Origin of the sequence: Kluyvera genomosp. 2 (genome assembly GCF_036759865.1) — a bacterium.
In the GTDB taxonomy this organism is placed as follows: Bacteria; Pseudomonadota; Gammaproteobacteria; order Enterobacterales; family Enterobacteriaceae; genus Kluyvera; species Kluyvera ascorbata_B.
In genome coordinates, this window is sequence record NZ_JAPKIA010000002.1 from 291,446 (window position 1) to 303,757 (window position 12,312).

The window sequence follows — 12,312 nt, forward strand, 5'->3', positions numbered from 1 at the left end:
CCTGTTTTCAGTGAGGATAAACTCAGATAAGCGTGATGATGATCTTCAGAAAATTTGAATGTAAGGATGACGTAAAGAATGCGTTCAGCCCTCGCAAGGGAAAACGATTTTCAATATCATGAATGATAATCATTATCATAAGGAGTGAACGATGTCGGTACCCCTGATTCTGACATTATTGGCCGGCGCAGCGACGTTTATTGGCGCTTTTCTCGGGGTGATTGGTCAGAAACCGTCTAACCGCGTGCTGGCGTTTTCCCTCGGCTTTGCCGCCGGGATTATGCTGCTGATCTCCCTGATGGAGATGCTGCCCGCAGCGCTTGATGCGCCGGGCATGTCACCGGTGCTGGGCTACGGCATGTTTGTCTTCGGGCTGCTCGGCTACTTCGCGCTGGACCGCGTATTGCCGCACGCCCATCCGCAGGACCTGGTGCAAAAAAATACTCCACCGCTGCCGCGTAATATTCGCCGTACCGCCGTTTTGCTGACCCTGGGCATCAGCCTGCACAACTTCCCGGAAGGTATCGCCACCTTTGTGACTGCCAGCAATAATCTTGAACTCGGTTTTGGTATCGCGCTGGCCGTTGCGCTCCACAATATTCCTGAAGGGCTGGCGGTCGCCGGGCCGGTGTACGCCGCGACGGGATCGAAACGCAAGGCCGTATTCTGGGCCGGTATTTCCGGTATGGCTGAGATCCTGGGCGGCGTGCTGGCATGGGCAATTCTCGGCAGCATGGTATCGCCGGTGGTGATGGCATCAATCATGGCAGCGGTGGCCGGTATTATGGTCGCACTGTCCGTCGATGAGCTTATGCCGCTGGCAAAAGAGATCGACCCCAACAACAATCCAAGCTACGGCGTGCTGTGCGGAATGTCGGTAATGGGGTTAAGCCTGGTGATACTGCAATCCATGGGAATCGGCTAACCTGCTGATATCTCCCTTAAATAAGCCAAAATATTTAACAGGAGCGCACGCTGCGCTCCTATTCATTTATTGAATATATTTACATAAATAATTTATTATTCAAAAAGCGCGCACAATAATTATATAAATAAATTCCCATTTTCTCTGTTTACATTCCTTCATAGCGATAAAATCCTTTATTATCCGCAACAACGTTTATTTAATATGAAATTAGTTACTACCGTAACGCGTTCAATTAACGATAAAACACGCTTAAACAATAAACGGAAATTATCATTTTGATTTCGAATTTTATTTCCCAGAAATAAAATATGAGAAATAAATGAATTAACCTGGCAATACTACAAATGAAGGATCTTGATATGAATATGGGAAAAACAGCGCTGTTTGCACTGATTACAGCAGCCTTATCATCAACCGCAGCGCTGGCTGACGTGGACGGCGGCTCCGGCAAAATCACCTTTACCGGTGACGTTATCGCCGCACCTTGCGCCATCAAAGCGGAAGACGTCGACAAGCAGGTTGACCTCGGCGAAGTCCCGGCTAGCTATATCAACTCAAAGGGCCACTCTGACGCCGTGGATTCCAGCATTCATCTGGTCGATTGCGACCTGCCGAGCTCAGACAACGGCCAGGGCTCCCCGATCACGAAAGTGGATGTGACCTTCACCAGCACCGCGGTGACGACTGAAGGCGAAAGCCTGCTGTCCAACACCATGACCGGTGGCGCAACCGGCGTGGGCGTACGTCTGCTGGACGGCACCGGCCAGAATATCACCCTTGGCACCGCCAAAGAGATCACGCTGGTTCAGGCCTCTTCAGAACAAACGCTGCCGTTCCAGGCCTATATGGAGCTGGTTGACGGTACGAAAGCCACCCCTGCCACCCCTGGCGCGGTGAATGCGAACGCCACCTACGTCCTGTCTTACAAATAAGATACCGGGCGGCCGCCAGGCCGCCTTTTTCCAGATAATCAGGTAGGGACGCCGTGAATATCGACAAAATTACTGCATCAGGCTGCGGTTTATTATTCGCCTGCTCGGCTAGCGCGACGGAATTCAACCTTAACGTGCTGGATAAATCTATGCGTAATAGCGTTGATGTCTCCCTTTTAAGGGATAATCCCTCTGTGCTGCCCGGTGATTATTTCGTCTCCGTTGTCGTGAATAAAAATAAAATATCCTCTGGCCGGTTGCTCACCTGGCGACAAGAAGAACAAAACGTAGAACCCTGTATTCCGGTCGATTTGGCCGACAGTTTAGGGTTGAAAGACGAATTTCTCCGCACGCTGCCGGTCGATAACGGCTGCGTCAGTTTTCGCTCACATCCGGAAATGACGCTGAAGCTCGACTTAGCGCAACAGCAGCTCGATATTGCTATTCCACAGGCCTGGATGAACCGGAAGGTCAATGGCTGGATGCCGCCCGCAACGTGGAACGATGGCGTCGCCGGTTTTCTGCTCGACTATAATCTTTTCGCCAGCCGCTATCGTCCGCACGACGGCGGCCACAGCGAAAACCTTAATGCCTACGGCACCAGCGGCATAAACGCTGGCGCGTGGCGGCTGCGCAGCGACTATCAGCTTAGCCAGACCCGCAGCGACGATAGCAGCGAAAGCGCACACACCATTTCCAGAACCTACTTATTCCGCCCGCTCAGCGCATTAGGCGCGAAATTAACGCTTGGCGAAACGGACTTTAGCTCCGATATTTTCGACGGTTTCTCCTATACGGGCGCATCGCTGGTTAGCGACGATCGCATGCTCCCCTGGGAACTGCGCGGCTATGCGCCGCAAATCAGCGGGGTCGCGCAAACCAACGCCACCGTCGCGGTAAAACACGATGGCAGGATCATTTATCAAACCAAAGTCGCGCCGGGGCCGTTTATCATCAGCGACCTCAACCAGTCGGTACAAGGTACGCTGGACGTCGAAGTCACCGAAGAGGACGGCCGCGTCAATACCTTTCAGGTTTCTGCCGCTTCCACGCCATTCTTAACCCGTCAGGGCCAGATTCGTTATAAAGTCACCACCGGGCGTATGCGCCCCGACCTTTCACACAGCGTGGTAGACGACACCTTTATCAGCGGGGAGGCGTCCTGGGGGGCACTCTCAAATACGTCGCTGTATGGCGGCCTGCTGGCAGCTGGCAGCGACTATCGTTCCGCCGCGCTTGGCGTGGGGCAAAATATGCTCTGGCTGGGCGCGGTTTCCTTTGATGTCACGCACGCCGTCAGCCAGTTTGATAACGGCCAGCAAGATAAAGGCTCCAGCTACCGGCTGAACTACAGTAAACGCTTCGACGCCACCGACAGCCAGGTTTCGCTGGCCGCCTATCGGTTTTCCGAACGGACGTTTCACAGCTACGCCAATTTTGTCGACCACCAGATCGATAGCGACAATACGCAGGACGAAAAGCAAACCATCAGTATTTCCGCCAGCCAGCCTATTGATGCACTGAACATGAATCTCTACGTCACCGCGCTGCGCCAGCTGTGGTGGGACGGCGATGCCTCCACGTCAGCCAGCGTGACCGCCGGTTTTAATTTCGATGCCGGTAGCTGGAAGAATATCTCACTGACCACCACGTTCAGCACCACGCACTATGAAGAGAGTGACAACGATAATCAGATCTACGTCTCTGTTTCCGTGCCATTCGGTTTCGCCCAGCGCTTAAGCTACGATATGCGCAACGGCGACAATACCAGCCATACGGTCTCATGGAACGATTCGTCCGATGCGCACAATACCTGGGGCGTTTCCGCCGGCGCGGCAACCGATAGGCCGGATAATGGCGCCCAGTTCCGCGGTAATTATCAGCATCGCTCTACCGTCGGCGACCTACAGCTTTCCGGCAGCTATGCCGCCAGCGATTACACCTCCGCCAGCGCCAGCTGGAACGGCTCTTTCACCGCCACTCGCCACGGGGCGGCGTTCCACCGTCGCAGTATCAGTAATGAACCACGGCTGATGGTCAGCACCGACGGGGTTGCCGATATTCCGGTACAGGGCGATTTTAATGCCACCAACCTGTTCGGCTACGCCGTCGTTCCAATGATCGCCAGCTACCAACCGACCACCGTCGCCGTCAATATGGACGCCCTGCCGGACGGCGTGACGGTAAGTGAAAACGCGCTGAGAGAAACATGGACCGAAGGCGCGATTGGCTATAAAACGCTGGCTTCACGCGCGGGGATGGACGTTAACGCGCTCATTCGCGCCGTCGACGGTAGCTACCCGCCGCTGGGGGCCGTCGTTCACGGCGAGGAAGGGAAAAGCGATGTCGGCATGGTCAGCGAAGAAGGCCACGTCTGGCTAAGCGGCGTCAACGCTGGCCAGCAATTTACCGTTCAATGGGCCGAGACTCGCTGTCGTATTACGCTGCCTGACTCACTCACCGCTATTCCGCAGCCATTAATGCTGCCCTGTCATTGATTAAGGATGAAGAAATGACGCCCATCGTAAAAAATCTGTTTTGTCTGGCGCTTGTCGCGCCGCTCATCGCTCAGGCGGCGGTGTCTCCCGATCGCACCAGAGTGATTTTTAATGGTGCCAACAAAGCCGCCAGCCTGAAGTTGACCAACGCCAGCCAGGAGCTCCCCTATCTGGCGTACTCGTGGATTGAAGATGATAAGGGAAAGAAGAGCGACGCTTTTTTTGCCGCCCTGCCGCCGATGCAGCGGCTGGAACCCGGTGCGATTAGCCAGGTGCGCATCGTCAAGCAGGGTAGCGCCGCCACGCTGCCGACGGATCGTGAATCGTTGTTTTACTACAACATTCGCGAAATCCCACCCACCCCAGAGAATGCTGATAACCACGCCGTCGTTCAGGTGGCGATGCAGTCCAGAATCAAGCTGTTCTGGCGGCCCGCTTCGCTGAAGAAAAAACCGGGCGACGCCACAGAGCAGCGCATGACATATCGCCTGAATGGCAAAACGTTGCAGGTGAACAACCCCACGCCTTACTACATTACGCTGGCCTATTTTGGTAAAGATCTCAACGGCGTGTTCCCCAGTTTTAAAACCACCATGCTGGCGCCGTTCACCGCCGCCAGCCTGAACGCGGGAGCGAACAGCGGGTCAGGATTCTATCTTGGCTATATGGATGATTATGGCGCCTTACGTATGCTGCGCCTGAACTGCCAGGGTAGCTGCAGCGCCACCGTGCCAGAGGCCAAAAAATGATCCGCCGATTAGCTTCGCTGCTGTTCTTGATGCTACTGCTGGCTCCCTTCGAGAACGCATGGGCCGTTCACTGCTACCTTGGCGCCTCCGGCGGTCCCACCGACAAATATCAAACCCTGGAAGAATTCGCCGTGCCGAATAACGCCCAGGTGGGGGATAAAATCTGGGAAAGCGGTGATATCAAAGTGCCGGTCTACTGCGACAACGGCGACCGGGAGGAGAGCGGTAAGCGCGTCGGAGAAAACGTGTTTGCCTGGGTAAACCCCTATTCCAGCGTGGATGACCCCCATTATCAATTGGGTGTGACCTATGCGGGCGTCGATTATGACGCGACACAGGGCGCGGTCGGCATTGATACCAACACCTGCATCGATAACGCTTATTATCAAAAATTCACCGCCGATCAAATCAGAGCATCGGGATGGGAAGATCGTCTCTGCAGCAAAAACGCTGACGATCCGCACTACTCGCGCACCTTTATGGCCCGCATGCGGCTGTACGTGAAAATAAAAACCATGCCGCCACACGGCTATCAAAGTACGCTTGGCGACTTCACGCTGGTACAGTTTGACGGCGCCAACGGCTGGAACCAAAGCCCGGACGCCTATAACCTCAAATATCACGTTAACGGCCTGGAAAACATCCGCGTGCTCGACTGTAACGTCAACTTCAACATCGAGCCGGCCAACCAGGTGATTGATTTCGGTACGTTCAACCCCTACGACATCGACAGCGGCACGATGAACCGCACCTTTTCCATCACCACCACCAAAACCCAGGACGGCATGTGCAACGACGGGTTTAAGGTTTCGTCATCCTTCTATACCACCGAAACGCTCGTCGATGAGGATACCGCGCTGCTGATAGGCAACGGCCTGCGGCTGCAAATCCGCAACAGCGCGGATGATACGCTCAACACCTTTAACCAGTACGCGGAATATGCCGATTTCACCGGCTCGCTGCTGACGGTCACGCAGGACTATCAGGCTGAACTGTCAAAGGTCGCAGGGGAAGAGGTCAAGGTGGGCCACTTTGAATCCGTGGTGATCTTTAAGATTAACTACAATTAGAGACACAAAGGCCGGGATAACCCCGGCCTTCACGTTGACGGCACAAACCACGAAATTAGCTGGCTTTACGCTCGTGCTCGCGACGGTACGCCACCAGATCTTCAATGGTCACCAGCGCCATATTGTGTTCTTTCGCAAACTTGATGCACTCCGGCGCGCGCGCCATGGTGCCGTCGTCGTTGGTCAGTTCGCACAGTACGCCAGCCGGTTTAAAGCCCGCCAGGCTCACCAGATCGATGGTCGCTTCAGTGTGGCCGCCGCGGGTCAGAACGCCGCCCGGCTGCGCGCGCAGCGGGAAGACGTGGCCCGGACGGTTCAGGTCTGACGGCTTCGCGTTATCGACAATCGCCGCACGCACGGTAGTCAGACGGTCAGCGGCAGAAACGCCGGTGGTCACGCCGTGTGCCGCTTCGATGGTGACGGTAAAACCGGTACCGTAGGCGCTGGTATTATTTTCGACCATCATCGGCAGATCGAGCTGTTTACGACGTTCGTCGGTCAGGCACAGACAAACGATGCCGCTACCGTGACGGATAGTCAGCGCCATTTGTTCAACGGTCATGTTTTCGGCGGCAAAGATCATGTCGCCTTCGTTCTCACGATCTTCGTCGTCCAGCACCATCGCGCCACGGCCTTCGCGCAGAGCAATCAGTGCGTTTTCAACGCGTTCAAACGGAGTACCAAAAGAGGAAAGTAGCGTCTGATTCATGGTAAAAAAACCTCATTAAAATTATGGTTACCAGAATCAGGGCAGTCTTAGGAGTGCCGACCAGCGGCAAATGGATAACGCGAGCGGGGTTTAACCCGACTGAATCGTTACTCTCTCCCATCCGGACTTTAACCGTCGGCCCCGGAATTACACCGGATCTGCTGACCCTCCCATTGGACATGGGAAGCGCTCGCGGGCTTTCAGCCGTAGCTGATTTACCGCCGGTGGGGAATTTCGCCCCGCCCTGAGAATAAGCGTACTTACTATAACGCTATTGATTATCTTCGGCAATGCATAAGCTTCGCACAATTCTGGTTTATCGCATCGGGAGAAGACACTACAATAACCGCAATGCCGACAGAATCAGGGAAACAGAGATGATCGACCCGAAAAAAATTGAACAAATCGCCCGCCAGGTCCACGAGTCCATGCCGAAAGGCCTGCGTGAATTCGGGGATGACGTAGAAAAGAAAGTTCGCCAGGTGATCCAGTCACAGCTGACGCGCCTTGACGTGGTAAGCCGCGAAGAGTTTGACGTGCAAACGCAGGTTCTGCTGCGCACCCGCGAAAAGCTGGCGCTGCTGGAACAGCGGATTAGCGAGCTGGAAGCCCGCCAGACCCCGGCGACCAAAGACGAATCGGCCGCCGAACAGTAACAGCATCGGCTTCGCCTCTTCGCGCGAGCAGCACAGAAACACCACATCCCTGGCAGATAACGCCGGGGATTTTTTTAGCCAAAATTCGTCGGTCTGGAGCCACGCAAACCGTTTTTGCGTGCACGATTCCGCATTGAGAACGTAGAGAGAGAAAGGGCTTGTCGCTGGCAGGGCGTTCACCAACAATCGCGTTGTCAGCATGGGGCTGAAACGGGAAAGCCCCTACCGAAGAAGGGGCTTTGATAAGGAAAGGGTTATGATGAAGCAACTCATCATACTGGTTGTTCTGTTACTGATAAGTTTCGCCGCTTACTAACAGTCAATCAGAGGGGGGAGAAATCCCCTCTCACCCTTATTCCTTTAATCTAGGTCGAAAAGAGAACAGCGTCAACCGCAAGAGACGCAGCGCAGCAAAATGTTCGATGCGTCTCGCGCAATCACGACTTATCGCTGTCTTTTTGGATCTTCTTGATAATATTGGTGGTGGAACAGCCGTCTTCAAAGTTCAGCACCAGTACTTCACCGCCGTTGGCCCACACTTCTTCGCTGCCGGCAATCTGCTCTGGCTTATAGTCGCCGCCTTTAACCAGGCGATCCGGCAAGATCCCGGCAATCAGGCGCTGTGGCGTGTCTTCTTCAAAAGAGACCACCCAGTCGACGGATTCCAGCGCGCCCAGCACGATCATACGTTGATCCAGCGGGTTCACCGGGCGAGTCGGGCCTTTCAGACGTGCGGTCGACGCATCGCTATTAACTGCCACGATCAAACGATCGCCAAGCTTGCGGGCGTTCGCCAGGTAAGAAACGTGGCCCGCGTGCAGAATGTCGAAAACGCCGTTGGTCATCACCACTTTTTCACCACGACGGCGCGCGGCAGCGACGGCCAGCTTCAGCTCTTCTTCGCTCATCACGCCAAAACCGGTATCGGCGCGACCACGCACGGCGTTTTCCAGCTCAATAGGCGAAACGGTCGAGGTGCCCAGTTTACCGACCACCACGCCCGCCGCCGCGTTGGCGAAGAAGCAGGCTTCTTCCAGCGTTTTGCCCGACGCCAGCGTGGCCGCCAGTACGCCGATCACCGTATCACCGGCGCCGGTTACATCGTACACTTCCTGCGCCTGAGTCGGCTGATGCAGCGGCGCTTTGCCCGGCTGTAGCAGCGTCATCCCCTGCTCGGAGCGGGTCACCAGCAGCGCAGCCAAATCAAAATCGGCAATCAGCTTCATACCGCGCTCGACGATCTCTTCTTCAGTTTTGCACTTGCCAACCACCGCTTCGAACTCAGAGAGGTTCGGCGTCAGCAGCGTTGCGCCACGATAGCGTTCAAAATCGGTGCCTTTCGGGTCAATCAGTACCGGTACTTTCGCCTGACGCGCCAGCGAAATCATCTGCTGCACGCTTTCCAGCGCGCCCTTGGCATAGTCGGACAGCACCAGCGCACCGACGGTCGGCAGCGCGCTCTGAATGCGATCGTGCAGCGGCTGCGGATCGACGCCCGCGAAGCCCTCTTCAAAATCGAGACGAATCAGCTGCTGGTTACGCGACAGTACACGCAGCTTGGTGATCGTCGGGTGCGTCGGCACGGAGACGAAATCACATTTGACGTTCACGTCAGCCAGCGCCTTATTCAGCGCGCGTGCCGCATCGTCGATGCCGGTCAGGCCCACGAGGCGCGAATTCGCCCCCAGAGACGCAATGTTCATCGCCACGTTCGCCGCGCCGCCGGGACGTTCTTCGATCGTTTCAACTTTGACCACGGGCACCGGGGCTTCCGGGGAAATTCGGCTGGTTGGGCCATACCAGTAGCGATCCAGCATCACATCGCCAACCACCATCACTCCTGCACGTTCAAATTCCGGCAGCGTCACTTTCATTCGTGTCTCCTGAGAGAATCAAAATTTTCGCGCGATAATAGCATACTTCACGGTTGGACCAGCCACTTCTGCCAGCTGGCGCTAACCAGCTCGCGCTCATGAGCGAAGCTCGCCAGATCGACATTGCCCGGCAGCTCTTGCAGCGCCAGGTGATGCAGCGCATCACGCAGCGTGGTGTAAGCGCGGGTCAACGCCAGCGCTTCCTGCTCGTCCATAATGTCATTTTGCGCCAGCAGTTCGAGAATGCGCACGTTATCCGACCAGCGCGTCAGCTTCGGTTTCTCGTGCGCGTAGCGCAGCACCAGATACTGGGTAATAAATTCAATATCGGTGATCCCGCCCGCGTCAGTTTTGATGTCGAAACGGTTGCGCTGTTTGCCCCCGAGGTGGGCGCGCATTTTTTCCCGCATCTCGCGCACTTTGGTTTGCAGCGCCCCGCCGTCGCGCACGTTGGTCAGGATCTGGCGACGGATGGCATCAAACTGCTGCTGAAGCTGCGGATCGCCGTAGACCACGCGGGCGCGCACCAGCGCCTGATGCTCCCAGGTCCACGCTTCGTTTTGCTGATAGTCGGCAAATGCTTCGGCGGTGGTCACCAGCATTCCCGCCGCACCGGAAGGGCGCAAGCGCGCATCCACTTCATACAGAATACCGGACGACGTTCGGGTGCTGAACAGATGCATAATGCGCTGCGCCAGACGCAGATAGAACTGACGACCGTCGATTTCGCGCTCGCCGTCGGTCATCGCATCCATCGGGCAATCGTGCAGGAACACCAGATCCAGATCCGAGCTGTAGCCCAGTTCCCATCCCCCCAGCTTGCCGTAGCCGATGACCGCAAAACCGCGCCCGTGACGCTCGCGCAGATGCGTCGGCTGGCCGTAGCGAGCCACCATCTGCACCCACGCCTGCTGTACGACCGCATCGATCATCGCTTCCGCCAGCCAGGTTAAGTGGTCGCTCACCTTCATGACCGGCAGCGTACCGGCGATATCAGCCGCCGCAATGTGCAGCAGCTGTGCCTGTTTAAATTGCCGCAGCGCTTCCAGCTGCTGCTCTTCGTCCTCTTCCGGCACGCGCAGAAGATACTGGCGCAGCTCGTCACGGTAGGCATCGGTCGCCGTCGGCTGGTACAGCGTGTTCGGATCCAACAGCTCGTCCAGCAGCAGCGGGTAGCGCGCCAGCTGGCTGGCCACCATCGGTGACGCGGCGCATAGACGAATCAGGTGTTTTAGGGTTCCGGGGTATTCGCTTAACAGCTCAAGATAGGTGGTTCGGGTGACGATACCGCTCAGCAACGGCGTAATACGCGACAGCAGCACCAGCGCATCTTCACGGGCGCATACTTCGCTGAGCAGGTGCGGCATCAACGAGTCCAGCACCTGGCGCCCGCGCGGGCCAATGGTGCGCTTATCCAGCTCTTTACGGAAATCGGTAATTTGCGCCAGCACGCGTTGGCCATCATCATGACTGAGGTGCATCAATACCGCTGGCGAATCTTCTTCCTGTAGCGCATCTTGCCACAGCTCGCGCCAGGCTTCTGACAGCTGCTCTTCCTGCGAGTTTTCTTCGTCATCGCCGATAAGTTCATTAAACACACGGCGTACCTGCGCCATCAGCGCATCCAGCCGTTCGGTGAGCGTCTGCCACTCGGCAAAGCCCATCCCCCACGCCAGTCGGGCGCGATTGAGCTCATCGCCCGGCAGCGTTTGCGTCTGCTCGTCGTTGATGCTTTGCAGCAGGTTTTCCAGGCGGCGTAAAAACAGGTATGCCTCGCGCAGCGCGCGCGCATCATCTTCCGAGAGCAGGTGTAATGCCTCAATCGCCGTCAGGGTCGGCAGCAATGAGCGACTTTGCAGCGAAGGTTCGCGGCCACCGCGAATCAGCTGAAAGACCTGCACGATAAACTCAATTTCGCGGATCCCGCCTGCGCCGAGCTTGATGTTGTCTTTCAGGCCGCGGCGGCGGACTTCGCGGGTGATCATGCCTTTCATATTGCGTAAAGACTGGATCACGCTGAAATCAATATAGCGGCGGAAAACGAACGGGCGCAGCATCGCACGCAGCTCGCTGGTATACACGCCGTCATCATCGCCCATGATGCGGGCTTTGACCATCGCATAGCGCTCCCAGTCGCGCCCCTGCTCCTGGTAATAATCTTCCAGCGCCGCAAAGCTCAGCACCAGCGGACCGCTATCGCCGAACGGGCGCAGACGCATATCAACGCGGTAGACAAAACCGTCCTGCGTTGGTTGGTCGAGGACTTTAATCAGGCGCTGGCCCAGGCGGGTAAAGAACTGGGCGTTATCCAGCTCACGACGACCGCCCTGGGTGCTGCCGTGCTCCGGCCAGGCAAAAATCAGATCGATATCAGAAGAGAAATTCAGCTCGCCGCCGCCCAGCTTACCCATCCCGAGGATCAGCAGCGGCTGCGGAACACCGTCGGCGCTGCACGGCGTCCCCCAATCGCGGCAGCAGGCGTCATACAGCCAGTCGCGGGCGCTGACAATCAGCGTTTCCGCCAGATGGCTGAGCTGCTGAAGCGTCTCTTCTTCAGAAACCTGCGACAGCGCCTGCGCCCAGGCGATGCGTACCATCATCCGACGGCGGAACAGACGCAGCGCGCGCATCAGCGCCGCCTCGTCGTACACCTCTGCCAACTCGGCCTGCAGCCAGCCCGCGTATTGCCGCCATTCATCCGCCTGTGGCGGTTCGCTTTCCAGCGACGCCAGCCACGCCGGGTGCGCCGTTAAACTTTGCTGAACAAAATCACTGAAGGTGAAAACAGCCTGCGCCTCAGAACTCAACGACCGGATGGGAAAATCGTCCGGAGCGCGATCCACAAGCGTTTGCCAGTGCTGCTGTAACTGCGAAGAAAGCGGCGTCATACGCGGGT

The 12,312-nt window shown here is 56.6% G+C and carries 10 protein-coding genes and 1 riboswitch; of the genes, 7 read left to right on the forward strand and 3 right to left on the reverse strand.

What is annotated here, in order from left to right:
- Positions 1 to 151: 151 nt before the first annotated feature.
- The 5 genes from zupT to V6942_RS03230 all read left to right on the forward strand — a co-directional run bounded on the left by zupT (position 152) and on the right by V6942_RS03230 (position 6,177).
- Positions 152 to 925: a zinc transporter ZupT gene (gene zupT, locus V6942_RS03210; protein WP_106929637.1), complete on the forward strand. Its 774-nt coding sequence runs from the start codon at positions 152 to 154 to the stop codon at positions 923 to 925.
- A gap of 362 nt (positions 926 to 1,287) precedes the next feature.
- Positions 1,288 to 1,860 carry a fimbrial protein gene (locus tag V6942_RS03215; RefSeq protein WP_182930001.1) on the forward strand — a complete coding sequence of 191 codons (573 nt, stop codon included), beginning with the start codon at positions 1,288 to 1,290 and terminating at the stop codon, positions 1,858 to 1,860.
- Between the two features lie 53 nt (positions 1,861 to 1,913).
- Positions 1,914 to 4,358, forward strand: coding sequence for a fimbria/pilus outer membrane usher protein (locus V6942_RS03220; protein ID WP_333500804.1), 2,445 nt, complete (start codon positions 1,914 to 1,916; stop codon positions 4,356 to 4,358).
- 14 nt (positions 4,359 to 4,372) lie between these two features.
- A complete protein-coding gene (locus V6942_RS03225) occupies positions 4,373 to 5,107 on the forward strand; it encodes a molecular chaperone (RefSeq protein WP_106929632.1) in 735 nt (244 codons plus the stop codon).
- The gene (locus V6942_RS03230; RefSeq protein ID WP_182929999.1) at positions 5,104 to 6,177 is read left to right on the forward strand and encodes a fimbrial protein; all 1,074 of its coding nucleotides are present in this window, start codon (positions 5,104 to 5,106) and stop codon (positions 6,175 to 6,177) included. Before V6942_RS03225 ends, V6942_RS03230 begins: the two co-directional genes overlap by 4 nt.
- 55 nt (positions 6,178 to 6,232) lie before the next feature.
- Here V6942_RS03230 and ribB read toward each other — a convergent pair whose 3' ends face one another.
- On the reverse strand, positions 6,233 to 6,886 hold the full coding sequence (ribB, locus tag V6942_RS03235) for a 3,4-dihydroxy-2-butanone-4-phosphate synthase (protein ID WP_333500805.1): 654 nt from the start codon (positions 6,884 to 6,886) through the stop codon (positions 6,233 to 6,235).
- Between the two features lie 105 nt (positions 6,887 to 6,991).
- Positions 6,992 to 7,142, reverse strand: a riboswitch (FMN riboswitch).
- Between the two features lie 121 nt (positions 7,143 to 7,263).
- Between ribB and ubiK the strand changes: the two genes are divergently transcribed.
- Together ubiK and V6942_RS23400 are read left to right on the forward strand one after the other, a co-directional pair.
- Positions 7,264 to 7,542, forward strand: a complete 279-nt coding sequence (ubiK, locus tag V6942_RS03240; protein ID WP_106929629.1) for a ubiquinone biosynthesis accessory factor UbiK — start codon at positions 7,264 to 7,266, stop codon at positions 7,540 to 7,542.
- Positions 7,543 to 7,798: 256 nt separating this feature from the next.
- Positions 7,799 to 7,858, forward strand: coding sequence for a type I toxin-antitoxin system Ibs family toxin (locus V6942_RS23400; RefSeq protein ID WP_223878962.1), 60 nt, complete (start codon positions 7,799 to 7,801; stop codon positions 7,856 to 7,858).
- Positions 7,859 to 7,979: 121 nt separating this feature from the next.
- Here V6942_RS23400 and hldE read toward each other — a convergent pair whose 3' ends face one another.
- Positions 7,980 to 9,416, reverse strand: a complete 1,437-nt coding sequence (gene hldE, locus V6942_RS03245) for a bifunctional D-glycero-beta-D-manno-heptose-7-phosphate kinase/D-glycero-beta-D-manno-heptose 1-phosphate adenylyltransferase HldE (protein ID WP_106929625.1) — start codon at positions 9,414 to 9,416, stop codon at positions 7,980 to 7,982.
- A 47-nt stretch (positions 9,417 to 9,463) separates the two neighbouring features.
- A complete protein-coding gene (gene glnE / locus V6942_RS03250) occupies positions 9,464 to 12,304 on the reverse strand; it encodes a bifunctional [glutamate--ammonia ligase]-adenylyl-L-tyrosine phosphorylase/[glutamate--ammonia-ligase] adenylyltransferase (RefSeq protein WP_333500806.1) in 2,841 nt (946 codons plus the stop codon).
- Positions 12,305 to 12,312 lie beyond the last annotated feature (8 nt).

Coding starts and splice junctions, on each gene's coding strand:
- V6942_RS03215 (WP_182930001.1), top strand. CDS start 1,288: ATGAATATGGGAAAAACAGCGCTGTTTGCACTGATTACAGCAGCCTTA.
- glnE (WP_333500806.1), bottom strand. CDS start 12,304: ATGACGCCGCTTTCTTCGCAGTTACAGCAGCACTGGCAAACGCTTGTG.
- V6942_RS03225 (WP_106929632.1), top strand. CDS start 4,373: ATGACGCCCATCGTAAAAAATCTGTTTTGTCTGGCGCTTGTCGCGCCG.
- ribB (WP_333500805.1), bottom strand. CDS start 6,886: ATGAATCAGACGCTACTTTCCTCTTTTGGTACTCCGTTTGAACGCGTT.
- zupT (WP_106929637.1), top strand. CDS start 152: ATGTCGGTACCCCTGATTCTGACATTATTGGCCGGCGCAGCGACGTTT.
- hldE (WP_106929625.1), bottom strand. CDS start 9,416: ATGAAAGTGACGCTGCCGGAATTTGAACGTGCAGGAGTGATGGTGGTT.
- V6942_RS03230 (WP_182929999.1), top strand. CDS start 5,104: ATGATCCGCCGATTAGCTTCGCTGCTGTTCTTGATGCTACTGCTGGCT.
- ubiK (WP_106929629.1), top strand. CDS start 7,264: ATGATCGACCCGAAAAAAATTGAACAAATCGCCCGCCAGGTCCACGAG.